This is a genomic window from Nocardia sp. NPDC055002 (genome assembly GCF_053608825.1).
In genome coordinates this window covers 240,113-264,916 of the sequence record NZ_JBSGWE010000002.1, presented here as the reverse complement: position 1 = coordinate 264,916, position 24,804 = coordinate 240,113, and the positions used below count along the sequence as shown (strand labels likewise).

20 protein-coding genes and 1 pseudogene are annotated in these 24,804 nt (G+C 68.9%); 10 read left to right on the top strand and 11 right to left on the bottom strand.

Annotated elements, in window-relative coordinates; genetic code table 11:
• Nucleotides 1-35 precede the first annotated feature (35 nt).
• From ACWF99_RS08425 to ACWF99_RS08415, 3 genes are all read left to right on the top strand, one after another.
• Nucleotides 36-2,009: a UvrD-helicase domain-containing protein gene (locus tag ACWF99_RS08425; protein ID WP_452535508.1), complete on the top strand. Its 1,974-nt coding sequence runs from the start codon at nucleotides 36-38 to the stop codon at nucleotides 2,007-2,009.
• A 51-nt stretch (nucleotides 2,010-2,060) separates the two neighbouring features.
• Nucleotides 2,061-3,254: a serpin family protein gene (locus tag ACWF99_RS08420; RefSeq protein ID WP_452535507.1), complete on the top strand. Its 1,194-nt coding sequence runs from the start codon at nucleotides 2,061-2,063 to the stop codon at nucleotides 3,252-3,254.
• Nucleotides 3,255-3,365: 111 nt separating this feature from the next.
• Nucleotides 3,366-5,609 carry an NERD domain-containing protein gene (locus ACWF99_RS08415; RefSeq protein ID WP_452535506.1) on the top strand — a complete coding sequence of 748 codons (2,244 nt, stop codon included), beginning with the start codon at nucleotides 3,366-3,368 and terminating at the stop codon, nucleotides 5,607-5,609.
• A 153-nt stretch (nucleotides 5,610-5,762) separates the two neighbouring features.
• Here ACWF99_RS08415 and ACWF99_RS08410 read toward each other — a convergent pair whose 3' ends face one another.
• The 5 genes from ACWF99_RS08410 to ACWF99_RS08390 form a co-directional block, all read right to left on the bottom strand.
• The gene (locus tag ACWF99_RS08410) at nucleotides 5,763-6,719 is read right to left on the bottom strand and encodes a hypothetical protein (protein WP_452535505.1); all 957 of its coding nucleotides are present in this window, start codon (nucleotides 6,717-6,719) and stop codon (nucleotides 5,763-5,765) included.
• A 239-nt stretch (nucleotides 6,720-6,958) separates the two neighbouring features.
• On the bottom strand, nucleotides 6,959-7,225 hold the full coding sequence (locus tag ACWF99_RS08405) for a YciI family protein (protein ID WP_378626984.1): 267 nt from the start codon (nucleotides 7,223-7,225) through the stop codon (nucleotides 6,959-6,961).
• A 3-nt stretch (nucleotides 7,226-7,228) separates the two neighbouring features.
• Nucleotides 7,229-7,747 (bottom strand): transcription antitermination factor NusB, encoded by a 519-nt coding sequence (nusB, locus tag ACWF99_RS08400; protein ID WP_378626982.1) that lies wholly within the window; start codon nucleotides 7,745-7,747, stop codon nucleotides 7,229-7,231.
• Nucleotides 7,748-7,749: 2 nt separating this feature from the next.
• Complete coding sequence (efp, locus tag ACWF99_RS08395) at nucleotides 7,750-8,313, bottom strand: elongation factor P (RefSeq protein ID WP_067452307.1); 564 nt, start codon at nucleotides 8,311-8,313, stop codon at nucleotides 7,750-7,752.
• Between the two features lie 64 nt (nucleotides 8,314-8,377).
• Nucleotides 8,378-9,499: a M24 family metallopeptidase gene (locus ACWF99_RS08390; protein ID WP_378626980.1), complete on the bottom strand. Its 1,122-nt coding sequence runs from the start codon at nucleotides 9,497-9,499 to the stop codon at nucleotides 8,378-8,380.
• A 161-nt stretch (nucleotides 9,500-9,660) separates the two neighbouring features.
• Between ACWF99_RS08390 and ACWF99_RS08385 the strand changes: the two genes are divergently transcribed.
• From ACWF99_RS08385 to aroB, 4 genes and pseudogenes are all read left to right on the top strand, one after another.
• Nucleotides 9,661-10,134, top strand: coding sequence for a prepilin peptidase (locus ACWF99_RS08385; RefSeq protein ID WP_378626978.1), 474 nt, complete (start codon nucleotides 9,661-9,663; stop codon nucleotides 10,132-10,134).
• 182 nt (nucleotides 10,135-10,316) lie between these two features.
• Entirely contained in the window at nucleotides 10,317-11,525 is a 1,209-nt protein-coding gene (gene aroC / locus ACWF99_RS08380) for a chorismate synthase (protein WP_452535504.1), read from the top strand.
• A gap of 116 nt (nucleotides 11,526-11,641) precedes the next feature.
• A pseudogene (locus ACWF99_RS08375) lies at nucleotides 11,642-12,139 on the top strand (shikimate kinase); the annotation flags it as partial.
• A gap of 884 nt (nucleotides 12,140-13,023) precedes the next feature.
• A complete protein-coding gene (gene aroB, locus ACWF99_RS08370; protein WP_101467074.1) occupies nucleotides 13,024-14,142 on the top strand; it encodes a 3-dehydroquinate synthase in 1,119 nt (372 codons plus the stop codon).
• Between the two features lie 106 nt (nucleotides 14,143-14,248).
• Here aroB and ACWF99_RS08365 read toward each other — a convergent pair whose 3' ends face one another.
• The 5 genes from ACWF99_RS08365 to alaS form a co-directional block, all read right to left on the bottom strand.
• Nucleotides 14,249-14,692: a B-4DMT family transporter gene (locus ACWF99_RS08365; RefSeq protein WP_378626976.1), complete on the bottom strand. Its 444-nt coding sequence runs from the start codon at nucleotides 14,690-14,692 to the stop codon at nucleotides 14,249-14,251.
• 107 nt (nucleotides 14,693-14,799) lie between these two features.
• The gene (locus tag ACWF99_RS08360) at nucleotides 14,800-15,618 is read right to left on the bottom strand and encodes a shikimate dehydrogenase (protein WP_452535503.1); all 819 of its coding nucleotides are present in this window, start codon (nucleotides 15,616-15,618) and stop codon (nucleotides 14,800-14,802) included.
• A gap of 1 nt (nucleotide 15,619) precedes the next feature.
• On the bottom strand, nucleotides 15,620-17,146 hold the full coding sequence (locus ACWF99_RS08355) for an endolytic transglycosylase MltG (protein WP_452535502.1): 1,527 nt from the start codon (nucleotides 17,144-17,146) through the stop codon (nucleotides 15,620-15,622).
• On the bottom strand, nucleotides 17,143-17,691 hold the full coding sequence (gene ruvX / locus ACWF99_RS08350; RefSeq protein WP_378626973.1) for a Holliday junction resolvase RuvX: 549 nt from the start codon (nucleotides 17,689-17,691) through the stop codon (nucleotides 17,143-17,145). Before ruvX ends, ACWF99_RS08355 begins: the two co-directional genes overlap by 4 nt.
• Nucleotides 17,691-20,354, bottom strand: coding sequence for an alanine--tRNA ligase (alaS, locus tag ACWF99_RS08345; RefSeq protein ID WP_378662395.1), 2,664 nt, complete (start codon nucleotides 20,352-20,354; stop codon nucleotides 17,691-17,693). Before alaS ends, ruvX begins: the two co-directional genes overlap by 1 nt.
• A gap of 96 nt (nucleotides 20,355-20,450) precedes the next feature.
• Here alaS and ACWF99_RS08340 point away from each other — a divergent pair, with 96 nt between their 5' ends.
• Nucleotides 20,451-21,170 carry a helix-turn-helix transcriptional regulator gene (locus ACWF99_RS08340; protein ID WP_452535501.1) on the top strand — a complete coding sequence of 240 codons (720 nt, stop codon included), beginning with the start codon at nucleotides 20,451-20,453 and terminating at the stop codon, nucleotides 21,168-21,170.
• A gap of 56 nt (nucleotides 21,171-21,226) precedes the next feature.
• A complete protein-coding gene (locus ACWF99_RS08335; RefSeq protein ID WP_452535500.1) occupies nucleotides 21,227-21,622 on the top strand; it encodes a hypothetical protein in 396 nt (131 codons plus the stop codon).
• Between the two features lie 12 nt (nucleotides 21,623-21,634).
• On the opposite strand, the gene ACWF99_RS08330 is transcribed toward ACWF99_RS08335, so the two are convergent.
• A complete protein-coding gene (locus ACWF99_RS08330) occupies nucleotides 21,635-22,984 on the bottom strand; it encodes a replication-associated recombination protein A (protein WP_452535499.1) in 1,350 nt (449 codons plus the stop codon).
• 154 nt (nucleotides 22,985-23,138) lie between these two features.
• Here ACWF99_RS08330 and ACWF99_RS08325 point away from each other — a divergent pair, with 154 nt between their 5' ends.
• Complete coding sequence (locus ACWF99_RS08325; protein WP_452535498.1) at nucleotides 23,139-24,803, top strand: alkaline phosphatase D family protein; 1,665 nt, start codon at nucleotides 23,139-23,141, stop codon at nucleotides 24,801-24,803.
• The last annotated feature ends 1 nt before the right edge of the window (nucleotide 24,804 follow it).

The following is a 24,804-nucleotide window of genomic DNA, read 5'->3' as shown; positions in this document are numbered from 1 at the left end:
AACGGAGTATTACGGACCAAGCGGGGGTGGCCGAGATGACGTCCGGTAATGATGAGGAATTCCTGCGTCTGCGCGCGGAAGAGGCGCTCGCGCAGAGCGTCGTCGGGCTGACCGGGCGTTTGCGTGGCGTCTACACAGCGTTGCTGTTGGCGGGCAGACAGCGATGGCGGCTGTCGGTGTACCGGACCCAGCCCGCTCCGACTGGTCGGTGTGACGCGCTGCTCATCGGGCCCGGTGGAGTGTTCGCGCTCGCCGTGGTCGACGAGCTGCCGGACGACGACCAGGTGCGGCGGCTGCGCGCACAGGCCGAACAGCTGTTTGCCGGTGTGTCGATCGGACCGAATCGCAATGAGTTCGTCCGGGAGACAGTCGAGTTGGTGTTCGTTCTGCCGCCGGGCCGACGTGCCGGCGGCGATGGCCGGTTCGTGGTCGTCACCGACGCGACGGTGCGCACACTGATGGGCCGGCGATCGGTGATGCCCGCACGGTTGGCCGGCGACCTCGCCGAGCACACCGCCCAGCGCCATCGCGACTATCGTCCGATCGCCCGGCTCGCCCCCGCGCAGCCGCCCGCCGAGACAGACGGCCTGCTGGAGGTGGAAACGCTACATACCGACCACCTTGCCGGTGCGCTGGCCAAGCCGTTCCCGACCTGGCTGGCTTTCCTCGATCCCGCCCAGCTCGCGTTGGTAACCCGCAATCACAACGGTCCGGCACGGATCGTGGGTCCGGCGGGGTCGGGGAAAACAGTACTGGCGCTACACCGGATGGCACATCGTGCCCGCCGCAGCACCGGGCCGCTGCTGTTCACCACGTTGGTGAAGAACCTGCCGCCGTGCCAGGAGTCGGCGTTCGCGCGGTTGCTGCCCGATGCGGCCGGGCGGGCGGAGTTCACGAACCTGCACGCGTGGGCGCAGGCGTTCCTGACCGAGCGCGGGATTCCGATGAGAATGGAACTCAAGCGGGCCGACACAGCCTTCAACCTCGCGTGGGGGCGAGTCGGCAGGGCGGGCCCACTGGCGGAGATCTCGCCCGCGCTCCCCTACTGGCGCGAGGAAGTCGATCGGGTGATCAAGGGGCGTGGACTCGCCTGCGACGACGCCGGGTTCACCGCCTATGCCGAGGTGGATCGGCGTGGTCGCCGAGTGTCGTTGCGTACCGGTCAGCGCCGACACGTGTGGGAGCTGTACCAGGCCTATGAGGCGTACCGGACCGAGTGGGGATGCTTCGACGGAAACGATGTCATCACCGCAGCGCTCGACGAACTGCGCGCGCGTCCCCTCCGGCAGCCGTACGCGATGGTCGTCGTCGACGAAATGCAGGACATGACCGTGCAGAGCGTGCGGTTGGTTCACGCGCTGACCGGCGACGAACCCAACTCTCTGCTGTTCGTCGGCGACCGCCAGCAGCAGATCTACGCGGGCGGCTGGCGATTCGTCGATGCCGAAGTCAATATCGTCGGGCGCAGCGAGAAGCTCACCAAGAACTACCGCAACCGCCGGGAGGTCCTGCGACTCGCGGCGAGCCTGCCGGGCGCACGACCCGTCGAGGACCTCGATACCAGCGAACGGCAGAGCCTCGATCTCACCGACGCCGCCCTTCCCGACGGCTACGCCGGACGGCAGTACTGCGCGCGGGCCGAGCTGCACGGTCACATTCGTCGCCAGCTGGACAATATTGTCGCCCAGGGCATCTCGCTGTCGGACACCGCGATCATCACCATCACCAACGCCGAAGCGGAAGCCGTGCTCCGCCTATTGCGCCGCTGGGGAATCGCCGCGCAGGAGCTCGTCGAGTACCGCTGCGCCGACACCGACAGCGGCGTCAAGGTCGGCACGGTCTATCGCGCGAAGGGGTTGGATTTCCGCGCGGTGATCCATCCGTTCGTCGAGCCGGCGCCGCCGGGTACCGACGCCGAACGGGAGCGTCAGGATTTGATCATGCGCCAGCAGTTCGTCGCGGTCACGCGGGCCAGGGACTATGTCTGGCTGGGGATCGTCCGGGGCTGACGGAATTCGGCGACGTGGCGGATTGTCGGTGGCTGGTCGTAGGATCCGGGGATGGGGAGTTCACTTCTGCCGCATGTGCGGGCATCGAATGCGCTGACGGGGCGGTGGTGCGAAACATTCGGGGGCGGGGACGCGGTGGTGTCGGGGGCCGGATTGTGGCCACTACTCGCTGTGTTGGCGGGGGCTGCTTCCGGACGGGCGAGAGATGAGCTCGCCGCGGCGGTGGGGGTTCCGGCGGAGCAGGCCCATTCGGCGGGGCTGGACATGCTGAAATCGCTGGATACTTCGCGGGAGGTATCGACAGCGATCGGGGCGTGGGTTCGGCCGGGGCTGACCCTGCGCGAGGAGTGGGTTCGCAGTATGCCCGCCGGGACGGTCGGGGAGCTGGGCGATCCGGCGGCACTGGATGCGTGGGCGAACGAGCAGACCCGGGGGTTGATCAAGAAATTTCCGGTGCCGATCACCTCGGACACGGCGCTCGCGCTGGCGACCGCGCTGATGGCACGCACCCGCTGGGTGCAGGCGTTCGACGAGATCCTCTACACACCGGAAACCGGTCCGTGGCAAGGACATCGGGGACCCGGCCTGTACCGCACGAGCCATCCCGACGGCAGCGTGTCGGTACTCGACGACGAAGTGACCCGGGTGATCGTCACCGGCAAGGGCGAACTCGACGTGCACCTGTTGATCGGCGCGAATCCGCGGCACGGTCTGGCCACCGGCCTCGCAGCTCTGGACGGGACCGTCGACGTGCGGACAGATCTGCCTGTCGGCACGACGGCACCCTGCCTGTCGGTGAGTCGACGGGAGACCTTCGGCGGTGGCGACTCCGTGGTGCTGACCATGCCGCCGTTCGAGGTGGAGAACAAGCACAACCTCGCTCGCCATGCGGCGATGTTCGGCCTGTCCACCTCGATGAACGTTCCCGGTTCCCATTTCGCCGGACTCGCAGCGGATCCGCTGGCGCTGGGTGCCGCGGGCCAGGACGTCATCGCACGCTTCGACGCCGAAGGCTTCGAAGCGGCTGCCGTCACGGCCGTGGCAATGCGCCTCGGCAGCATTCCGCAGAAGACATGGTCGACGATCACATCGGTGAACATCGACCGCCCCTTCGGATTCATCGCGGTAGACCGGCCGACCGGCCTCGTCTTGGTCGCAGGTCAGATCACGAAGCCGCCGGTGGAATGGGTTCGGCCGGTCGGTGCGGAACCGGCGGGCAGACGAAACCCGGGGCCGCCGTGGTGAGATCGGTAATCGACATTGCCGAAGCCGTTGCTCAGCAACAGGATTCGGTTTCGATACGGCTAGTGGAGGCCGTATCCTGGTAGCAGTCCGCAGTCAGGTGCACAGGGGGTCGTGGTGATCGTCGTTGTCGCGGACGAGAGCGAACTCGAAGGCGCGGAACAGATCGTCGGCGCGGCACTCCGTGACCAGGCGTTTCGGGCGGGTGGCGTCGCCGTGTTCCGCTGTCACGTACCGGAGAGCCGGGGCGGGTCGGTCGAGGTCGACGCGTTGGTGTGCACGCCGCAGAGCGTGACCATCGTGGAGGTGAAGGGATTCACCGCCCGCCAGGAAGGCACCCTCGCCACCCCACCGAACGGGCCGTGGACCATCGACGGCGAACCGGCCGCGCTCTATCACGCCGTCCGGGTGCCGAACCCGTTCGTCCAGGTGCGCCGACAGGTGTTCGCGGCCAAGAGCCTGCTGCAGCAATCCGGAATCTTCGGCTGGGTGAACGCGGTGATCGCGCTGGTCGCCCAGCCCGGCGCCGAGATCACCATCGAGGAAACCAGGATCGCCGACGGGTACCGCGCGGTGCTGATCGATCGCGACGACGCCGGCGCGCTGCACGACTATTTCCAGGCCGAGAGCGGGCGCACGGTCCGGCTCAGCATCGATGACGTCACCCGGGTATTCGGTGCGTTGAACCTGGGCCATCTGTTGCCTTCCCCCGATGAACTGACAGCACAGGGCTTTCCGGCTGCTCTCGACCCGGCGGCCACTTCCCGGCCCATCGCCCCGACCGCTGTGGAGCTCGGCTCCCCCTCGGGGGCAGCTGATTCCGGCACCGCACCGAGTTCCCCTGCGGCGTCGACCGGTTCGGCTCGCGCATCTACACCCGCATTTCTCGCCGCGATCGACAGACTCGCCCATCGTCCCCCTACGGCGGTTCGCCCCGAGGATCCGACGTCGGCCCGCGCTGAAGGCGAAACGGAATCCCCCTCTTCGAGTGACGGTTTCACCAGCGCGCAGGCCGACGAGTCCGACGACGCGGCGTTATCGGCCACAGCGATCGGACCACCCGACGAGCCGACAACCGACGCCGAACCCGCCGAACAGGTGACTGACGAGACTTCGCCCCCCGACAGTGCCGAACTGGACTCGTCCCGGGACGACACCCCTGAGCGTGAGCCAACCGCCGAGGGCACTGCTCCGGAGAGCGAAAGCGCCACACGCGCTGAGACTTTCGACGACGACACGATCGACCTGGACGAGCCCGCACTCGGCGAAGTAGCCGAATCATCGGACGGTCAGTCCGAAAGCACTGTCTCGCTGAGCAAATCCGTCGCCGGCAATGAATCGGGTGCGATCGACGATCCACCGACCATCGAACGCCACGAACCCACGCCCGGGGGCGAGGTGGCCCCTGCGGGCGCACCTGCTGGTGCCGACGAAAACCCGACTGCCGAGTCGGTTCCCGCGGTCGGTACAGCGGCCGCGTTGGGCGCTGCTGCCATGGTCGGTGCCGCCGGGTCGACCCGCGAGGCCGAATTGCGGAGTACCCCTGCACAGGCGTACACCCCCGCCGTCGCACCGTCGTATCGTTCCCCGGAAACCCCAGCTCCCCAGCAACACCCGGAGCACTGGTCCGATTGGGTCGAACACGACCGAACGACGCGACAGCCGACCCTCTCGGACAGGTGGCGGTCGTGGCGGCGCGGGAACGGCCCATCACTGCGCGAGCGGTGGCACAACCGTCCCGTTCGGGAGCGGAGTACGCCCAGGCGGGGCCTGCGGGTCGGGCCCGGTGTCGCCTTGCTGCTGTTCATCGCGCTGTTCGGAGCCGGGTTCTTCGCGATCGCGGCAGTGCAGGCGAGCCGATTCGAGATGTCGGACTACGACCGGATGTGTGGCGAGGACAAGAAGCCGTTCCCGAACGCCGCGCCCTATGAGCGCGACGGCGCGCGCCCGATCTATCTGTCCGGTGACCTCACGACCATGGTCCACCCGGACGACCCGACCGCGTGGAACCCGGACGACCCGTCGACCGTGCAGCTCATCGCCTGCATGAAGCAGCTGGAACTGCGCGACCTCGTGCAGACCTGCCAGTACGACCCCTCCCCCGGCGCACCGGTGGGGCGCACCGTCAACCTCTTCCGCGCCACCTACGAGATCGTCGTCTACGAACTCCACACCGGACGCGAGGTCGCCAAGGCCACCATGCTCGGCGAACGCTATTCCGACAACCCGGCCAACACCGACCAGGACCGCTGCCGGGCAGCCGCCGACGCCCCCGACTACCTCGGCCGCCGCCTCGGCCAACCCTCGACAGCCCAGCTCACCGGCTTCCTCGCCCCACTGGTCCACGCCCCCCGCTGAACCGCTTGACCTCGAGCGCACTCGAGGTAGCAGGATTCACCTCGTGCCCCGAGCACAACCCGACACCGCGCCTACCCAGCGACGGTCGCGCCTCCGCCGGTTTCCTCGTACACCCACCGGCGGAGGCCGTCGGACTCTTCCCGGGTGTCACCTCTACGGTGCCGCGGGGCCCGGTTCTGTGGTCGGCTGCTCGCTGGATGCCGACTCACCGGCAGGCTGCTCGCCGGTCGCGTGCTCATCGGTGCCGAGTTGCAGTGCGCGAGCGAGTTTCACCTGAGCTCGCCGCAGGTCCTGGCCCACGATCTGCAGGGTGTGCGGCTCCGCGAGGCCGCGCTCACGGATCAGTTCGGTCACGTTGTCCAGACGCAGCAATGAGGCATCGAGATAACCCTGCAGGACGGCAATCCGATCGGCGGGCACTGTCTGAACAGTCCTGCTCGCCAGCGATTCCAGATCGCGCTGCGCCTTGAGGGTGTCGGAGGTGAGCACCGCGAAGACGCCCCAGAGGTCGTCGACCGCCACACCCGCGATCTGAGCACGCAGCGACTCGTACGATTCGTTGCGGCGTGCCGAGGCTTCTCTGACGTCGCGCAGCGCATCGTTGAGGTGCGATTTCATCGCGTCCGGAATGCGATAGACCTGATTGACCTCGGCTGTTCCGATTCGCTCGGCGACCCGGCTCACAATCGCCAGCGCGTCGTCGATATCGGTGAGCGCCACACGCAGCAGAGGCGCGGTCGCGTGAAACCGTGGATCCATCGCCTGCAGATCGTAGAACTCGTTGATCCGCTTGCCCGCCACCGCGATGTCGCGGCTGAGCAGTGCGATGTTCTCGTGCAGCCCCATGGCGTGCAGTCGCTGACCGACTGCGATATCCAGTGCCGCAGCGACATTGGGGTCGCTCGGTTCGTGGATGTGGTGGACTGCCGACGCGATCCCCGAACGAGAGAACGCCTTGGTGAAGAAGATCGTGCTGATCGACAAGGACAGACCGAGCAGGAAATCCGGTTCCGCCTTGAAGACGTGGCCGATGTTCCCCCGTGCCGAAATCAAGCTGACGCCGATCATCACAAGACCCAGTGCGGCCCAGAGATATTGCGCCCTCGTCATGTGCCGGCTGCTCAGCGCCTGGTTGTCGCCCATCTTCTCCCCCACTGCAGCGGCCGTACGCAGCCGCGACTATCTCACTACGCATCCTCCTGCACGACACCGTGATTCGCACCCCCGATCACGAAACTGCCGCCCCGCGATCGTCGCGTCCCGCCCCGTCGGGTGGTGTGCGAGATCCGCGGCGGTAAGACGACAACAGCCGCACGTTCACTCGGAACGTGCGGCTGCGCGAACGGGATTCACGCCGAAACGGTGATTTCCCATTCGTGGATCGTCAGGTCCGAGGCGCCGGTGGTGTGCAGCGGGTCGGAGTGGGCGATTGTCGTTGCGGCGGTGAGGCTTTCGGCCAGGATGACATACGCGCCGCCGGTGCCGTCGGTGAAGCCGCCGCTTTCCTGGAGCTGACCCTCAGCGAGCAGTTCCTGCAGGAAGCTGCGGTGCGGTTCGATCACCGAGGCGTCGAACGCCGGGGTGCGTTCGGCCATCACGAGGTACTTGCGCGCCACGCCTCAGGACTCCGACTCGCCGCGCGCGGCCTTCGTGGCGGCCGTCGCGGCCGCGGCGGCGCGGACCTGCGGCGCCACCTGCACGACCTGGCCGAGCACGCCGTTCACGAACGACGGGGAGTCGTCGGTGGACAGTTCCTTGGCCAGCTCGACTGCCTCGTCGACCGCGACGACCGGGGGCACATCGGTGGCGTGGAACAGTTCCCACACCGCGATCCGCAGAATGGCCCGGTCGACCGCGGGCAGCCGCTGCAGGGTCCAGTCCTGGAGGTAACCCTCGATGGTGCCGTCGACCCGGTCGAGATCGTCGGCGACGCCCTCGACGAGGGTGGTGGTGTAGGCGTGCACGGGGGCCACGCTCTGGTCGCGGGTCGCCAGCTCAGCGCGATCCGAGAGCAGCACGGAGACGTCGACATCGCGCGCCTCCGCTTCGAACAGCAGGTCCACGGCCCGGCGGCGCGCCTTGTGGCGCGCGCCGAGCTTCTTGAACGAGCCCTTCTTGTCTGCCGGGGAGTCGGTCACGATCAGCCGTTGACGCGGCCGAGGTAGCTGCCGTCGCGCGAGTCGATTTTCAGCTTGTCACCGGTGTTGATGAACAGCGGAACGGCAACCTCGGCGCCGGTCTCCAAGGTGGCGGGCTTGGTGCCGCCGGTGGAGCGGTCGCCCTGCAGGCCGATGTCGGTGTGCTGCACGACCAGCTCGATGGTGACGGGGAGCTCCACGAACAGCGGCGCGTCCTCGTGCACGGCGACCTGCACGCCCATGTTCTCCAGCAGGAAGCGGGCACCGTCACCGATGGTGGCCTCCGGGATGGAGATCTGGTCGTAGGTGTCACCGTCCATGAAGATGTAGTCGGTGCCGTCGTGGTACAGGTAGGTCATGTCGCGACGGTCGACGGTCGCGGTCTCGACCTTGACACCCGCGTTGAAGGTCTTGTCGACAACCTTGCCGGACACGACGTTCTTCAGCTTGGTCCGCACGAACGCGGGGCCTTTGCCCGGCTTCACGTGCTGGAATTCGATGATCTGCTGGAGCTGACCGTCGATCTTCAGCACAAGGCCGTTCTTGAAGTCGCTGGTGTCCGCCACTGTCCTCGGATCTCCTCGTTCGTATTACTGCGTACTGGGGGTTACTGCGTTCTGCGCGCCGACGTCAGTCGACGACGATCAAGTCCTTGCTGGTGCGGGTGAGCAGTTCCGGGCCCGCTTCGCGCACCACGAGCGTGTCCTCGATCCGGACCCCGCCGCGGCCGGGAAGGTATACACCAGGTTCGACGGTCACCGCCACACCAGCCAGAAGTGTACCGGTACTCGTTTTCGCCACTCCGGGTGCTTCATGGATCTGCAGCCCGACGCCGTGACCGAGACCGTGCACGAACTGCGGGCCGTACCCCGCTTCTTCGATGATCATCCGGGCCGCCGCGTCGACCTCGCTGGTCTGCGCGCCGGGTTTGAGCGCCTCGGTGCCCGCGCGTTGCGAGCGGGCGACCAGTTCGTAGATCTCCCGCTGCCAGTCGGCGGGGGGCCCCAGGACCAGGGTGCGGGTCATGTCGGAGTGGTAGCCGTTGACCACCGCGCCGAAATCGAACTTCACGAAGTCGCCGGTGGCCAGGACGGCGCCGGTCGGCCGGTGGTGCGGGATGGCCGAATGGGCGCCCGCGGCGACGATCGTCTCGAACGAGATCGCGTCGGCACCGTGCTCGAACATCGCCCATTCGAGGTCGCGGGCGACCTGCCTCTCGGTGCGGCCCGGACGCAGCAGGCCCCGCTCGAGCAGAGTGGCCAGCGCCTTGTCGGCTGCCGTGCACGCCGCGCCGAGCTGGTCGACCTCGTAGGGATCCTTGACCATGCGCAGCTGTTCGACCAGACCCGAGGTGGGGACGAGTTGCAGCCCGGTGCGCAGTTCCTGGAACGAGGTGTGCTGATCGACGGTCACCACGTGGCTCTCGAAGCCGACGCGACCGAGCTGCCATTCCCCGGTCAGCTCGAGAACGCGGCGCGCGGTGGCCCGGCAGATCTCGGCCTGCAGATCGGGGACCTGTTCGGCGACCTGAGCGGAGTACCGGCCGTCGGTACCGATGACGGTGCGGTCCTCGGCTCCGCGCATATCCCACGAATGCACCAGCACAACGGCATTGGATCCGGTGAAGCCGGTCAGGTACCGGATGTTGACCAGATCGGTCACCAGCAACGCGTCGACACCGTTTTCCACCAGCAGGCTCCGCAGGGCACCGCGCCGGGCCGCGTAATCGGGAGCCGTGTAGTCAGCACACATGGGTCAACGCTACCGCCCGACGGCCGACACGTCGGCACGCGATGCCCAGGATTTCGTGTCGGTGGGCGAGGTGGATACGGCATTGTTCACATGCGCGGACGTTATCCACATTCTCGGGTACGGCCCACTTTCGGCGGTCGCGGCCCAGCACGATCGATCCCATGACCACTGCCGCGTTCTGTTGCCTCATCGCCTGGTGCCTGCTGCTGGGCGTCATCGACATCCATGTCCGTCGCCTTCCCAACGCGCTGACCGGCGTGGGTGCGGCCGCGGTGTTCCTGTTCGCCTTCTCGACAGGGGAATTGGAGACCGCGGTGATCGGGGCCGCACTGTTGACGATGCCGTATCTGATCACCCACCTGCTCTCCCCGGCCGCACTCGGCGCGGGTGATGTGAAGCTCGCGGTGTCGCTCGGAGCTGCCGCGGCGATCGCCGGACCACCCGCCTGGGTGTGGGCCGCGCTGGCCGCACCACTGCTCACCGCCGCGGCCGCGGTGGTGCTGCTCGGCGGTGATCGGCTGCGTACGGTGCTGGGTCGTGGTCCGCGGCAGGTGCGCGCGGCACCGGCACGACGGCTGGTGCCACACGGCCCCGCGATGTGCCTGGCCACCGTCACCGCGATGGCACTGGCATGACCGGCGGCGCGACGCGCCGAGACGATCCCGGGCACGGGGTGTTGCCGGCGGTCCGGAACAGGCCGGTTCGGCCGGATCAGGGCGGCGGCCGCCACCGCGCGGCCCGGCTCGGCGCCGACGTGCCGCTCGTCACGTCGGCCCGCGTTCCCGACTACACGTGTCGACATGGGAAGATAGTCGGCGTGTTGCGCTGGATAACTGCCGGAGAATCCCATGGTCCCGCTCTCGTCGCCCTCCTGGAAGGGATGGTCGCCGGAGTCGAGGTGACATCGGACGATGTCTCCGCACAGCTCGCCCGCCGCCGGCTCGGTTACGGGCGCGGCGCCCGGATGAAATTCGAGGCCGACAAGGTCACCCTGGTCGGTGGCGTTCGCCACGGCCGCACCATGGGTGGACCGATCGCGATCGAGATCGCCAACTCCGAGTGGCCCAAGTGGACCGAAGTGATGTCGGCCGATCCGATCGACGAGACCGAACTCGCGGGAATGGCGCGTAACGCGCCGCTCACCCGCCCGCGCCCCGGTCACGCCGATTACTCCGGGATGCTCAAGTACGGCTTCGACGATGCCCGTCCGGTGCTCGAGCGGGCCAGCGCCCGGGAGACCGCGGCTCGGGTCGCAGCCGGCACACTCGCGCGCAACTTCCTGCGTCAGGCCTTCGGTGTCGAGGTCATCTCGCATGTGGTGTCGATCGGCACCGCTGCCAACACCACCGGTGTCACGCCGGGCCCGGCCGATCTCGACGCGATCGACGCCAGCCCCGTGCGGGCGTTCGACGCCGACGCCGAGGCGGCCATGATCGCCGAGATCGAAGCGGCCAAGAAGGACGGCGACACCCTCGGCGGCGTCGTCGAGGTGATCGTGGACGGCCTGCCCATCGGGCTCGGCTCGTTCGTCAGCGGTGAGCAGCGTCTGGATTCGCGCCTGGCCGCCGCCCTCATGGGTATCCAGGCGATCAAGGGTGTCGAGGTGGGCGACGGGTTCGAGACCGCGCGCCGACGCGGCAGCCAGGCCCACGACGAGATGCGTCCCGGCCCCGACGGCGTCCTGCGCTCGACCAACCGCGCGGGTGGCCTCGAAGGCGGCATGACCAACGGCGAGGCACTGCGGGTGCGCGCCGCCATGAAACCGATCTCGACCGTGCCGCGCGCGCTGTCGACGGTCGACATGTCCAGCGGTGAGGAAGCCGTCGCCATCCACCAGCGCTCGGACGTGTGCGCGGTGCCCGCGGCGGCCGTGGTCGCGGAGTCGATGGTGGCCCTGGTGCTGGCGCAGGCCGCGCTGGAGAAGTTCGGCGGCGACTCGCTGGCCGAGACCGTCGACAACATCACCAGTTACGTCAAGCGGATCGGTAGCCGCCCACACGTGCCCGCGGACAGCCGTATCCCGTGACCGAGCAGGGGCAGGAGGGGACCGCGCCGGAGAGCGACGCGGGCCCCTCACCGGCGATCGTCGAGCCCGGAGCTCCTGACACCGGCGGTGACGACCGGACCGCGCCGGCGGCACGCGTGGTACTGGTCGGGTTGCCCGGCTCGGGGAAGTCGACCATCGGGCGCAAGCTGGCCAGGGAACTCGGGGTGGAGCTCTACGACACCGACGCGGGCATCGAGGCCGATACCGGCCGCACGATTCCCGATATCTTCGCCACCGACGGTGAGACGGAGTTCCGCCGGATCGAGGAACAGGTGGTGCGCCGCGCCGTGCTCGAGCACGACGGCGTGGTTTCCCTCGGCGGCGGTTCGGTGCTGTCCGAACGGACCAGGGACCTGCTGCGGGACGCTCTCGTGGTCTACCTGGAAATCAGTGTGTCCGAAGGGGTTCGGCGCACCGGCGCCAGCAGTACCCGTCCACTGCTCAACGGAGTCGACCCCGCAGCCAAGTATCGGGATCTGATGCGCGAGCGTCGCCCGCTCTACCGCGAGATCGCCTCCGTGCGTGTGCGGACCGACGGGCGGAGTCCTGGTCGGGTGGTGCGGATGATCCTGACCAAGCTCGGTCTCGAATCGGTGCGCACCGATCTGCCGTCTCCCCGTGTGAACGCCGGAAACACCTCGCCCGCTTCGGGTTCGGTCACCGGCAGGCCCGGAACGGGCAGCAATCGGTCCAAGAACCGGCGACGTGCCAGGGCGCGCGCCGCCGCCGCGCGCCGAAGCGGTGCCGACCAGACGGGTGTGGCGGCCGTCGAACGCCGCGACGCCCCGGATGATCGGAACCGTTCGGGGGCAACACAATCCGCGACCGATCGGATGGCAGTCGACGACACCACCGGCGCCACCCGCACAGCGGGTGCGGCGCAGAGTGAGTCACGCACGACCGCCGGTCGACGGTCCCGGCGTAGCAGGTCGCGCCGGGGCGGTGCGCGGATCCGGCCGGCAACCACCGTTGCCACCCGGGAAACCGGCGGCACGGTGGCCGAGGGCCCGGAGAGCCGCGCGAGCTCGAAATCAGAGGGCCGCGCGGGTACAGCCGAAAATCCGCCGGGCAACCGCACTACCGACGCAAGCCAGCCAGGCAACCGCGCTGCCGGCGCCGGGGGTCGGGCGGGCAACCGCAGCACGCCGGGTAGTCGAGTAGGCGGCCGCAGCCCGGTCGCGGGAAGCCAGGCGGCCGGTCGCAATGCCGGTCGCGGCAGGCGGGCGGCGAGCCGCGAGGCAGGTGCCCCGACGCGGGCCGGCCAGCGCGGTGGCGAGTCGGCCGGACCGTCGAGTACGACCACCGCAGATCCTTCGGCGGAAAGCCGGACCGGGGCACCACAACAGGTGCAGCGGGCCGGACCATCCGGTGACGCGGATCGTGGGACCGCCGCCAACGAACGTCGACGACGCGGGCAACCGCGACGACGCGGCGGGCGACGCAATAACAATGACCAGAAAGAATCGGAGCAGCGCACGTGACAGAGCCGAACATCATCCAGGTTCGCACCGCCGACCCGTACCCGGTGATCATCGGCCGCGGGCTGCTCGGCGATCTCGTCGAAGCGGTCAACGCGGGCAACGCGGTGCGGACCGTGGCGATCTTCCATCAGCCGCCGCTGGCCGAAACCGCCGAGGCGGTGCGTAAAGCACTGGCCGACACCGGGATCGACGCGCATCGCATCGAGATCCCCGACGCCGAGGACGGCAAGGAACTGGCCGTGGCCGGGTTCTGCTGGGAGGTGCTCGGCCGGATCGGCCTGACCCGTAACGACGCCATCGTGAGTCTCGGTGGCGGCGCCGCCACCGACCTGGCAGGCTTCGTCGCCGCCACCTGGATGCGCGGAGTGCGCATCGTGCACGTGCCGACCACGCTGCTGGCGATGGTCGACGCCGCGGTCGGCGGCAAGACCGGCATCAACACCGAGGCGGGCAAGAACCTCGTGGGCAGCTTCCACGAGCCCAGCGCCGTGCTGGTCGACCTCGCGACCCTGGAAACGGTGCCGCGCAACGAGATCGTGGCGGGCATGGCCGAGATCATCAAGGCCGGTTTCATCGCCGACCCGGTGATCCTCGATCTCATCGAGGCCGATCCCGAGGCTGCCCTCGACCCCACCGGCGATGTGCTGCCCGAACTGATCCGCCGCGCCATCCAGGTCAAGGCCGACGTGGTCGCCGCCGACCTCAAGGAATCGAGCCTGCGCGAGATCCTGAACTACGGCCACACCCTCGGCCACGCTGTGGAGCGCCGCGAGCGCTACCGCTGGCGTCACGGCGCCGCGGTGTCCGTCGGCTTGGTCTTCGCCGCCGAGCTCGGCCGACTGGCCGGCCGTCTCGACGACGCCACCGCCGATCGGCACCGCACCATCCTGGAAAGCGTCGGCCTGCCCGTCTCCTACGACGGCGATGCGCTCCCCCACCTGATGGACGCGATGCAAACCGACAAGAAGACCCGATCCGGTGTGCTGCGTTTCGTGATCCTGGACGGTCTGGCCAAGCCCGGCCGACTCGAGGGCCCTGATCCGTCGCTGCTGGCCGCCGCCTACTCGGCCATCGCCCGCGACACCACCCCGGGCACGTCGCCGATCATGCTCTGAGATCCGAACTCTGGCCCCTGTTCGCGCCCCGACACCATGGTGGGGCGCGAACAGGGGCGGAGGGTCTGCCTCCCGGCCGGTGCCGTTCCGGAGAGAACGACTCCGATCAGTTCGCGGTGGCGAATTCGGGTTCCGCGGCGCCGGTGGCGGATTCGCTCGAACGGCGCGACCGTGCGTAGCCGAAGGCGATACCCGCCAGCGCGGGCAGGAAGATCAGCAGCAGGATGAACGAGGCCGCGGAGGTCAGTTCGTAGAGGATCCCGGCGTCGCCGAGTTCGATTCCGGGCACCTGATCGAGGACCCAGCACACGGCCGAGCTGGCCAGGCCCGCGCCGAACCCGGCAGCCAACCAGCGGACGGTGAGGCCGTCGGCGCGCGTGCGGCCGTCGCGCACGCCCCAGACGACAACCACGGCGACGATGGCGAGCAGGCAGGCCGCGCGCCAGAAGGTCCCGTACGTGGGCCAGGAGGCCATGGCGAGGCCGAGCAAAACGCGCAGGGCGACGACCAGCGCGCCGAGGACGGTGGCTCGTAACACCCAAGCGGTCATGAAGAACACCTTAGCGGGCCAAAACTAGAACCGGTGTCAATTCGACGGATCGGTCGGTGACGTCGAGGATCCAGCACGCACTCGGCGCCAGCCACCGGAGTCGTCGCCTACTGCTGGGGAAGGGACGCTTCCAGCGCCGCGGCCATCGCCGCGCGCGGCGCAGGCTGACCGGTGAACAGTTCGACCTGTCCATATGCCTGATTCAGCAACATCTGCAGGCCGCTGACCACCGTGTGCCCGGCGGCCTCGACCGCCGTTGCGAGGGGGGTCGGCCACGGGTTGTAGATCGCGTCGAGCACGACCGGTGCCACGGCTACATCTGATGCGATCACTGCGGCCGCCTCGGCGGGCACCGTGCTCACCACCGCTCCGGCCGCCGCGCACGCCGCGCGCACCTGCTCCCCGTCCAGCGGCACGACCGTGGCCCGCAGGCCGAGACGGTCCGCCAATTCCAGTGCGCTGCGCGCCCGTCCGGCATCACGGGCGATCACCGTGACCTTCTTCGCCCCGAGTTCGGACAGGGCAAGCAACGCGGGCCTGGCCGTTCCGCCGGCACCGAGCACGACAGCCTCGTCGATCGTCGAGACACCACCACCGCGCAGCGCACCGAGTACGCCGTCGACATCGGTGCAGTCCGCCGACCACCCGGCATCGACGCGCACGAGGGTATTGGCCGAGCCGACCAGCACCGCGCGCTCGGTGCGCTCGGCGGCCACCGCCAGCGCCGCTTCCTTGCCCGGCATCGTCACCGACAGCCCGACCCATTCCGGGCCCAGCTCACCGACGAGCCCGGGCAGCCGCGCGGCGTCGCATTCGATCCGCTCGTAACTCCAGTCGAGGCCCAGCGCGCGGTAAGCGGCCAGGTGCAGCTGGGGCGAGCGCGAATGCGCGATCGGCTGACCGAGGACAGCGGCCTTGCGACCCATCTCAGCGCCCACTGTCGAGAATGCCGCTCTGCTCGGCCTTCACGATATTGCGCAGGTGCTCGGAGTAGCTCTCGGTGAACAGGGTGGTGCCCTTCTTGTCGATCGTGACGAAGTACAGCCACTTCCCCGGCTCCGGATTCTCCATCGCCTGCAGGGCTTTGAGCGAGGGTGCGGAGATCGGATTGGCGGGCAGGCCCGACATCGCGTAGGTGTTCCACGGCGTGACGGTGTTGCGGTCGGAGTCGGTGGTGGCGACCTCGGTCTCCTCCAGCGAATAGTTCACCGTCGAGTCGAACTGCAACGGCTGGTCGATCCGCAACCGGTTGACGATGACCCGCGCGACCTTCGGCATGTCCGGCGCCAGCGCTTCGCGTTCGACCAACGACGCCGCGATCAACGTCTGATAAGGATTGAGCTGGGTTTCGGCGCCCGAACGCAACAACCCGGTGGATTCGTAGAGCGCCGCGCTCGCGGTGATCAGCTGACGCAGGATCTGCACCGCCCCGCCGCTGGGATCGAAATCGAGGGTGCCCGCGGAGATCAGCCCGTCGAGCTGCCTGCGCCGATCGGGGGCCGCCGCGACCGACGCCTTGGCCCAGTCGGGCACGCCGAGAGCGGCCAGGTCGGCACTGGCGCCGGCGGCATCGAGTTGCTCGTAGGTGACGCACTTGGCGGCGGAACCGGCGCCGAGGCAACTGGCGGCGGCGATCTTGGTGTAGATGCCTTCCGTGGGGGCGCCGGTGTGGACGTCGCGCCGGTTGTGCAGCTGACGCCCCTCCGAGATCACGACGTTGCCGACGCGCGAGCCCTTCGACACCAGCGAGGTCACCGCGTGTGCGGCGGGGCTGTTCTTCTGGACCGCGTAATACCCGGGCTGCACGCTGTTCATGTTCGAATTGCGCACGGCCGCTTCGTAGAACGCTTCCGAACTGGCGACGACACCCTTTTCCTTCATGGTGTCGGCGATCTGAGTGGCGGTGTCACCGGAATGCACCTGGACCACCACGAGTTCGCCGGGCGGGCCCGCGAAATCCTCGGCGGGCGCGAGACTGCCCATCAGTTTGTACCCGGCGAAACCGGCGGCGGAGACGACCAGCACGACGAACACGGCCGCGATCACCCACATATTGCGGCGGCGCTTCTTGCGCTCGGCCGCCTTCCGCGAGGCGATCCGTGATTTGGCGCGTCCCGACGGCTTGTTCCGGCCGGGCGGCTTGTTCCGGCCGGACCCCGCGCGAGGACGGCCACGCTCGGCCGTCGGGGCGCGCTGCCCGACGCGACGCGGCGCAACGACCGGCTCCGGCTCGGGTTCCGGTTCGAGAACGTCGTCCAGGATCTGGTCGTCGTAGACCTCGTCCTCGTAGCGCGGGATGACGTCGGTGCCGTCCTCGTCCCACTCGCCGCGATCCGGCGCCGGGTCCTCGCGCACGGTGCGGGGATCGAGCCCCCAGTCGTCGCGGCGGGGGTAGCGCCGATCAGCTTCCCGTGCCCGGTAGCGTTCCTCGGCTCTGGTCCATCGGTCGGTCATGCATCGTCTCCGACCCTCGCCGTATCTGCTGCGTCCTTCAACACCGAACTCCGCTCGTCCAACCATCCTTGCAGAATCGACACGGCTGCCGCCTGATCGATCATCTGCCGCTGGCCACGTGCGCGAACTCCACTGTCGCGCAGCGCACGTGCAGCAGACACCGTAGTCAAACGTTCGTCGGAAAGGCGTATCGGAATCGGGTCGATCACCCGGCGCAACTGCTTGGCAAACTTACGCGCGATGGCGGCGGCGGTGCCGTTTTCGCCGCGCAACGTGCGTGGCAGACCGATGATCACCTCGACCGCTTCGTATTCCCGCACAATGTCGGCAATTCTTGCGATATCGGCGGGTGGGCCCGCTCGCCCACCGGATTTGGCGCGCGCGACGGTCTCGACGGGGGTGGCGAGGATGCCGTCCGGGTCGCTCGAGGCGACGCCGATGCGCACGCTACCGACGTCGATCGCGATCCGGCGGCCCCGGCCCGGGTCGGTCTCCGGGTCGGGGCGGTCGGCGGATTCCTCGCTGGACGAACCAGGGGTGGTCATCAGCCGGCGAGTTCGGCCACCCGGGCACGGACCGCGGTCAAACCGGCCGGGATGCCCGACGGATCCGAGCCCGCGCCCTGCGCCATCTCCGGCTTGCCGCCACCACGCCCGGCGATACTCGGCCCGAAGGCCGCGACCAGATCGCCGGACTTGAAGCCGAGATCCTGGGCGGCCTTGTTCACGGTCACCACGAACGGCGCCTTGCCCTCGACGTTGCCGAGCAGCACGACCACGGCGGCCTCGCTGCCGAGACGGCCACGGATATCGGTTGCCAGCGTCCGCAGGTCACCGGCCGACACGCCCTCGGGCGCCGCGGCGGCCACCAGACGCACCGACCCGACCCGCTCGGCCTGCTCGGCGAATGTGCCCGCCGACGACAGCACCGCGGCGATCTTGGTGCGCTCCAGTTCCTTCTCGGCCACCTTGAGCCGCTCCACGAGCTGCTCCACGCGCCCTGGCACCTCGTCGGAGGGCACCTTCAGCGACGACGCGACACCGGCCAGCAGCGCCCGCTCCTTGGCCAGGTACCTGTAGGAGTCGAGGCCGACGAAGGCCTCGATGCGACGCACCCCGGAACCGACCGAGGCCTCACCCAGCAGGGTGATCGGGCCGATCTGCGAGGAGTGCTCCACGTGGGTGCCGCCGCACAGCTCCATCGAGAACGGCCCGCCGATCTCCACGACGCGCACCTCGTCGCCGTAGTTCTCGCCGAACAGCGCCATCGCGCCCATCTTCTTGGCGTTGGGCAGATCGGTGACGAAGGTGTTCACCGGGAAGTTCGCGCCGACAGCGTCATTGGAGACGGCCTCGATATCGGCCTTCTGCTGCTCCGACAGCGCGCCCTGCCAGTTGAAGTCGAACCGCAGGTAGCCCGGCTTGTTCAGCGAACCCGCCTGCACGGCGTTGGGGCCGAGGATCTGGCGCAGCGCGGCGTGCACCATGTGCGTGCCGGAGTGGCCCTGGGTGGCGCCGCGACGCCAGGCCGGATCCGCTTGCGCGAGCACGACATCGCCCTCGGTGAGCTGGCCCGACTCGACGGTGGCCTTGTGCACCCAGACCTTCTTGGCGATCTTCTGCACGTCGTTGACCTGCAGCTTCACACCCGAAGCGGTGATGGTGCCGCGGTCGGCGATCTGACCGCCGGACTCGGCGTACATCGGGCTGCGATCGAGGATGACCTCGATGTCCTGGCCTGCCGTGGCCACCGGGACGCGCACGCCGTCGGCGATCAGGGCCAGCACAGTGGCCTCGGAGGTCAGCTCGTCGAACCCGGTGAACTCGGTGGCGCCACGGTCGACCAGTTCCTTGTAGACGGTGAGGTCGGCGTGGGCGTGCTTGCGAGCCTGGGCGTCGTCCTTGGCGCGCTTGCGCTGCTCGGCCATGAGCGAGCGGAAACCGTCCTCGTCCACGGACAGGCCCGCCTCGGCGGCCATTTCGAGAGTGAGGTCGATCGGGAAGCCGTAGGTGTCGTGCAGGGCGAACGCGTCGGAGCCGGTGATCTGCTTGCCGCCCTTGGACTTCACCGCGGTGGCGGCGTTGTCGAACAGGGTCTCGCCGGTGTTGAGGGTCTTGAGGAACGCCATCTCCTCGCCGACCGACACGGTCTCGATGCGCGAGAAGTCGGTGGCCAGCTCGGGGTAGGACGGCGCCATCAGGTCGGTGACGACCTTGATCAGCTCGGCCATCACCGGCTTCTCGGCGCCGAGCAGGCGTGCCGAACGCACGATGCGGCGCAGCAGGCGGCGCAGCACATACCCGCGGCCGTCGTTGCCGGGGTTCACGCCGTCGGCGATGAGCATCGCGGCGGTACGGGCGTGGTCGGCGATCACACGGAAGCGCACGTCGTCGGTGTGGTCGACGCCGTAGGAGCGGCCGGTGAGTTCCTCGGCCTTGTCGATGATCGGGCGCATCAGGTCGGTCTCGTAGACGTTGTCCACGCCCTGGAGCAGGAACGCGACCCGCTCGACGCCCATGCCGGTGTCGATGTTCTGCTTGGGCAGCGGGCCGAGGATCTCGAAGTTGTCCTTGGAGATGCCGGCGCCGCGCTCGTTCTGCATGAACACGAGATTCCAGATCTCGATGTAGCGGTCCTCGTCGGCCTCGGGGCCGCCCTCGACGCCGTATTCGGGGCCGCGGTCGTAGTAGATCTCCGAACACGGGCCACACGGGCCGGGGATGCCCATCGACCAGTAGTTGTCGGCCATGCCGCGACGCTGGATGCGGTCGGCGGGCACGCCCATCTCGAGCCACATCCGCTCGGCCTCGTCGTCGTCGAGGTAGACGGTGACCCATAGACGCTCGGGATCGAAACCGTAGCCGCCGTCCTCGACGCTGTCGGTGAGCAACGTCCAGGCCAGCGTGATGGCTTCACGCTTGAAGTAGTCGCCGAAGCTGAAGTTGCCCGCCATCTGGAAGAACGTGTTGTGGCGGGTGGTGATGCCGACGTTCTCGATGTCGAGGGTGCGCACGCACTTCTGCACGCTGGTCGCGGTGGCGTACGGCGGGGTCTGCTGACCGAGGAAATACGGAACGAACTGGACCATGCCTGCGTTGACGAACAACAGGTTGGGGTCGGCCAGGATCAGCGAAGCACTGGGGACCTCGGTGTGTCCGGCACGGACGAAATGGTCCAGGAACCGTCGTCGAATCTCGTGGGTCTGCACAAATACCCAGCCTACCGGGCCGGTGCGCGTTGTTTTGAATCGACCGGGGTGGTCCACGCCACGCCGCTGAGACGGCGGATCGACGACAATCGCGCCGTGACGAAAACCGAGCGGCTCTACGCACTCGCCGAGGAACTGCGGGCCTACAGCCCGCGGCCGCGGACCGCCCGGCAACTCGCGGCCCGCTTCGAGGTGTCGACCCGCACGATCGAACGCGATCTTGCCGCATTGGCCCAGGCCGGGGTGCCGATCATGACCGTGCCCGGGCGCGCGGGCGGGTACGCGCTCGATCGGCATCGGACGCTCGCTCCGGTGAGTCTGACGACGGCCGAGGCCACTGCCCTCGCGGTGGCGTTACCACGGTTGGCCGGTACGCCGTTCGCCGCGGCGGCGGCTTCGGCGGTACACAAGATCGTGGCGGTGCTGCCCGAACAGGACCGGGTGCGCGCTACCGCACTGGTGGAGCGGATCCGGTTGCTGCCGGTGGATCCGGCGAGAGCGGTCTCGCCCGCGATTCTCGACGCGGTGCTCCGGCGGCGGGTGCTGCGCTTGGACTACGCCGACCGCGAGGGCGTGACCACTTCGCGGGAAGTGGAACCGCTGGCCTTCCTGGCGGGCGACGAGTGGTTTCTGTACGCCTGGTGCCGGATGCGGACGGGACTGCGGGGATTTCGACTCGATCGGGTGCTCGCCGCGCACGTACTGGACGAGGCGAGTCCCGAACGCGAGGTGGACCTGTCGACGATCCCGACGGGCTTCGGCACGCTCATCGATGTGACCGCGATCACCGACACACCGTTGTCGCGCAACGACTGAATTCTGGATGGCGCAGGCCGCCGCACCCGCCGCGGCCCGACTCGAAGGAGCAGTCCATGACAACCACGACCGTCACCGCCGATCAGCTCGCCGCGACCTGGACCGAGCTGTGGAACGGCAGCACCGAACTCGCGACGGCGTTGCTCACCGACGACTTCGGCATCCGGTTCGCCTCGCCGACCCGCGACATCACCGACGCGCTGCGCGGGCCCGCGACGTTCGCCTCGTTCGTCACCGAATATCGGGCACAGCGACCGGACGTCGGGTTCGTCGTCGATTCCGACGCGGTCGGCGGTCTCGATGCCACCGGCACCGGAACATTCGCTGTCCGTTGGCATTCAGCGCACGACGACATTCCCGCGCACGGCGGGATCGACATCTTCGAAGCGGTCGGCGGGCGACTGCGCAGGGTGTGGTCGGTCGGTGGCGCCGCTCCGTTCACGCTCGACTGACCGCACCCCGCCTCACTTGCCGCGGATGATGCGGCGCAGCTTTTCCAGACGCGGGGCGATCGTGCGTTCGTTGCCGTGGTCGGTGGGCAGGTAGTAGTCGGTGCCGACCAGTTCGTCGGGTGGGTACTGCTGGGCAACGACGCCCTCGCGGTACTTGTGCGGGAACTTGTAGCCCTGGGCGTTGCCCAGCAGGGCGGCGCCCGCGTAGTGACCGTCGCGCAGGTACGGCGGCACGGCACCGGCCTTGCCGCGCGAGACATCGGCCATCGCCGTGCCGATCGCGGTGGTCACCGCACCGGATTTCGGGGCGGTCGCGAGATGGATGGTGGCCTGCGCCAGGGCGAGTTTGCATTCGGGGAGGCCGACCTGCTGGACGACCTGGGCTGCCGCGGTCGCGGTCTGCAGGGCCATCGGGTCGGCCATGCCGATGTCCTCGCTCGCGTGGATCATCAAGCGGCGCGCGATGAAGCGGGGGTCCTCGCCCGCGGCGAGCATGCGCGCCAGATAGTGCACGGCGGCGTCGACATCGGAGCCGCGAATGGACTTGATGAACGCGCTGATCACGTCGTAGTGCTGGTCGCCCGCGCGGTCGTAGCGGACGGCGGCCTTGTCGACGGTCGCCTCGACCGTTTCCAGGTCGACGGCGCCCTCGGTCGCCGACTCGGCCGACGCCTCCAAGGCGGTGAGCGCGCGGCGAGCATCGCCGCCCGCGATCCGCACGATGTGCTCGATCGCCTCGTCGCTGACGGTGTAGGCGTTGGCGAGACCCCGCGGGTCGCTGATCGCGCGGGCGAGGACCGCGCGGATGTCGTCGGGAGTGAGCGGTTGCAGTTGCAGGACGAGCGAGCGCGACAGCAACGGGGACACGACGGAGAACGAGGGGTTCTCGGTGGTCGCGCCGACCAGCAACACGACCCGGTTCTCGACGGCGGCCAGCAGCGCGTCCTGCTGGGTCTTGGAGAAGCGATGGATCTCGTCGATGAACAGCACGGTCTGCTCGCCCGCGGCGAGCCTGCGCCGGGCGAGGTCGATCACCGCCCGCACCTCCTTCACGCCGGCTGACAGCGCCGACAGCGCTTCGAACCGACGGCCGGTGGCTTGCGAGAGCAACGAGGCCAGCGTGGTCTTTCCGGTGCCGGGCGGCCCGTAGAGCAGCACCGATGCCGCACCGGACCCTTCGACGAGCCGGCGCAGCGGAGACCCGGGACCGAGCAGATGCGTCTGGCCGATCACCTCGTCCAGGTTCGCCGGGCGCATGCGAACGGCGAGCGGCGCGCCGGAGTCGCGCCGGAACGCCGCGTCGGCGCCGGAGTCGGCGGACGCGTGTTCGCCACCGGGCACGTCGAAAAGGCTGTCGCTCACGTTGTGCAGGGTACCGAGGCCCTCGGACATGTACTGCGAAGCGCACCAACCGACCCCCGCAGATCGACCAGGACCTTCCACGCAGATGGACAGTTGACCAACAATCCTCGGGTCGACTTGCGCCGGAGCGTTTCGTGGGCTGTGATCGCTGATCGTGGTCGAAAACAACAGCGCCGTAACCTCCCAGCCGGTCGGGTTCGCCCGCCGCACCCTGTTCGCCGGTTCCACGGCGGTCGCGGCGGTCGCGGTGCTGGGCACCGCGGCGCCCGCGCACGCCGCGGGTGCTGTCTTCCGGCACGGCGTCGCGTCCGGCGATCCGCTACCGAGCGCGGTCATCCTGTGGACCCGGGTCACGGTCGCCGAGGACGCCGCTCCCGGTTCCGGCCTCGGCGACGCGGCAGCGGTGCGCTGGGAGATCGCCACCGACGCCGGCTTCGGCACGCTCGCCGCATCCGGCACCGTCACCGCCTCGGCCGGCACCGACCACACCGTCAAGGTCGACGCGACCGGCCTCACCCCCGGTCAGGACTACTTCTACCGTTTCACCGCGCTCGGCGAGACCTCACCCGTCGGCCGCACCAGAACAGCGCCCGCACCGGACAGCGAGGTCGACCGCCTCCGCCTCGGCCTGGTCTCCTGCGCCAACTGGGAAGCAGGCTGGTTCGGCTCCTACCGGCACCTGGCCGCGCGCACCGATCTCGACGCGATCGTGCACCTCGGCGACTACATCTACGAGTACGGCCGTGGCAAGTACACCGGCCGCAACGGCGCGGTCCGCGCACACGACCCGGCGAACGAGATCGTCACCCTCACCGACTACCGCACCCGCCACGGCCAGTACAAGACCGATCCCGACCTGATGGCCCTGCACGCGGGAGCGCCGTTCATCTGCACCTGGGACGACCACGAGTCGGCCGACAACTCCTGGCGCGAGGGCGCGGAGAACCACGACCCCGCCACCGAAGGCCCCTGGGCCGACCGTAAGGCCGCGTCCACCCGCGCCTACCTGGAGTGGATGCCGGTGCGCGCCACGCGCGCCGACGGCCAGGTGCAGATCTACCGCCGCCTGCGATTCGGCACGCTGGCGGAACTGTCGATGCTGGATCTGCGCACCTACCGTGACGAGGAGGCGGGGCCGGGCGGGGGCTGGCGGCATGCCGACGACCCGTCGCGCACCATCACCGGCCGCGCCCAGATGGAGTGGCTCACCGCGGGGCTCACCTCCTCCCCCACCCGCTGGAAGCTGGTCGGCAATTCGGTGATGGTCGCGCCGCTGGTGTTCCCGCCACTGGAAGCGGCCACGACCCAGGCGATCACCGAGGCACTCGGCATTCCGCAGGGCGGCATCACCGTCAACGGCGACCAGTGGGACGGCTACACCGCCGACCGCACCACGCTGTTCCGGGCGATCGCCGACAACGAAGTGGGCGACGTCGTGTTCCTCACCGGCGACATCCACACCTCCTGGGCCGCCGACCTGCCGGTGAACGCCGCGAACTACCCGGGCGGACCGACTGTCGGCGCGGAGTTCGTGATCCCGTCGGTCACCTCCTCGAGTGTCGGCGACCTGCTGAAGATGCCCGCCCGCACCACGTCGGTACCGGCGGAAGAGGCCATCAAGGCGGCCAACCACCACCTGCGTTACGTCGAGCTCGACTCACACGGTTTCGGCGTGCTCGAGGTGACCGCGACGCAGACGCAGATGGACTGGTTCCACGTCGCCGATGTCACCGATCCCGCGACGGGCGTGCGCCACGGCGCGTCGTTCGCCGTTCCGGCGGGCGGTCGGCTCGAACCGCGGCCGGCTCCGATGCCCTGAC

Excerpts from the sequence above, each read along its gene's own strand:
- ACWF99_RS08410 (WP_452535505.1), bottom strand. The coding sequence starts at position 6,719 with ATGACGAGGGCGCAATATCTCTGGGCCGCACTGGGTCTTGTGATGATC.
- ACWF99_RS08390 (WP_378626980.1), bottom strand. The coding sequence starts at position 9,499 with ATGTGTGCTGACTACACGGCTCCCGATTACGCGGCCCGGCGCGGTGCC.
- ACWF99_RS08420 (WP_452535507.1), top strand. The coding sequence starts at position 2,061 with ATGGGGAGTTCACTTCTGCCGCATGTGCGGGCATCGAATGCGCTGACG.
- ACWF99_RS08335 (WP_452535500.1), top strand. The coding sequence starts at position 21,227 with ATGACAACCACGACCGTCACCGCCGATCAGCTCGCCGCGACCTGGACC.
- ACWF99_RS08360 (WP_452535503.1), bottom strand. The coding sequence starts at position 15,618 with ATGGGTCGCAAGGCCGCTGTCCTCGGTCAGCCGATCGCGCATTCGCGC.
- ACWF99_RS08385 (WP_378626978.1), top strand. The coding sequence starts at position 9,661 with ATGACCACTGCCGCGTTCTGTTGCCTCATCGCCTGGTGCCTGCTGCTG.
- ACWF99_RS08365 (WP_378626976.1), bottom strand. The coding sequence starts at position 14,692 with ATGACCGCTTGGGTGTTACGAGCCACCGTCCTCGGCGCGCTGGTCGTC.
- ACWF99_RS08355 (WP_452535502.1), bottom strand. The coding sequence starts at position 17,146 with ATGACCGACCGATGGACCAGAGCCGAGGAACGCTACCGGGCACGGGAA.
- ACWF99_RS08425 (WP_452535508.1), top strand. The coding sequence starts at position 36 with ATGACGTCCGGTAATGATGAGGAATTCCTGCGTCTGCGCGCGGAAGAG.
- ruvX (WP_378626973.1), bottom strand. The coding sequence starts at position 17,691 with ATGACCACCCCTGGTTCGTCCAGCGAGGAATCCGCCGACCGCCCCGAC.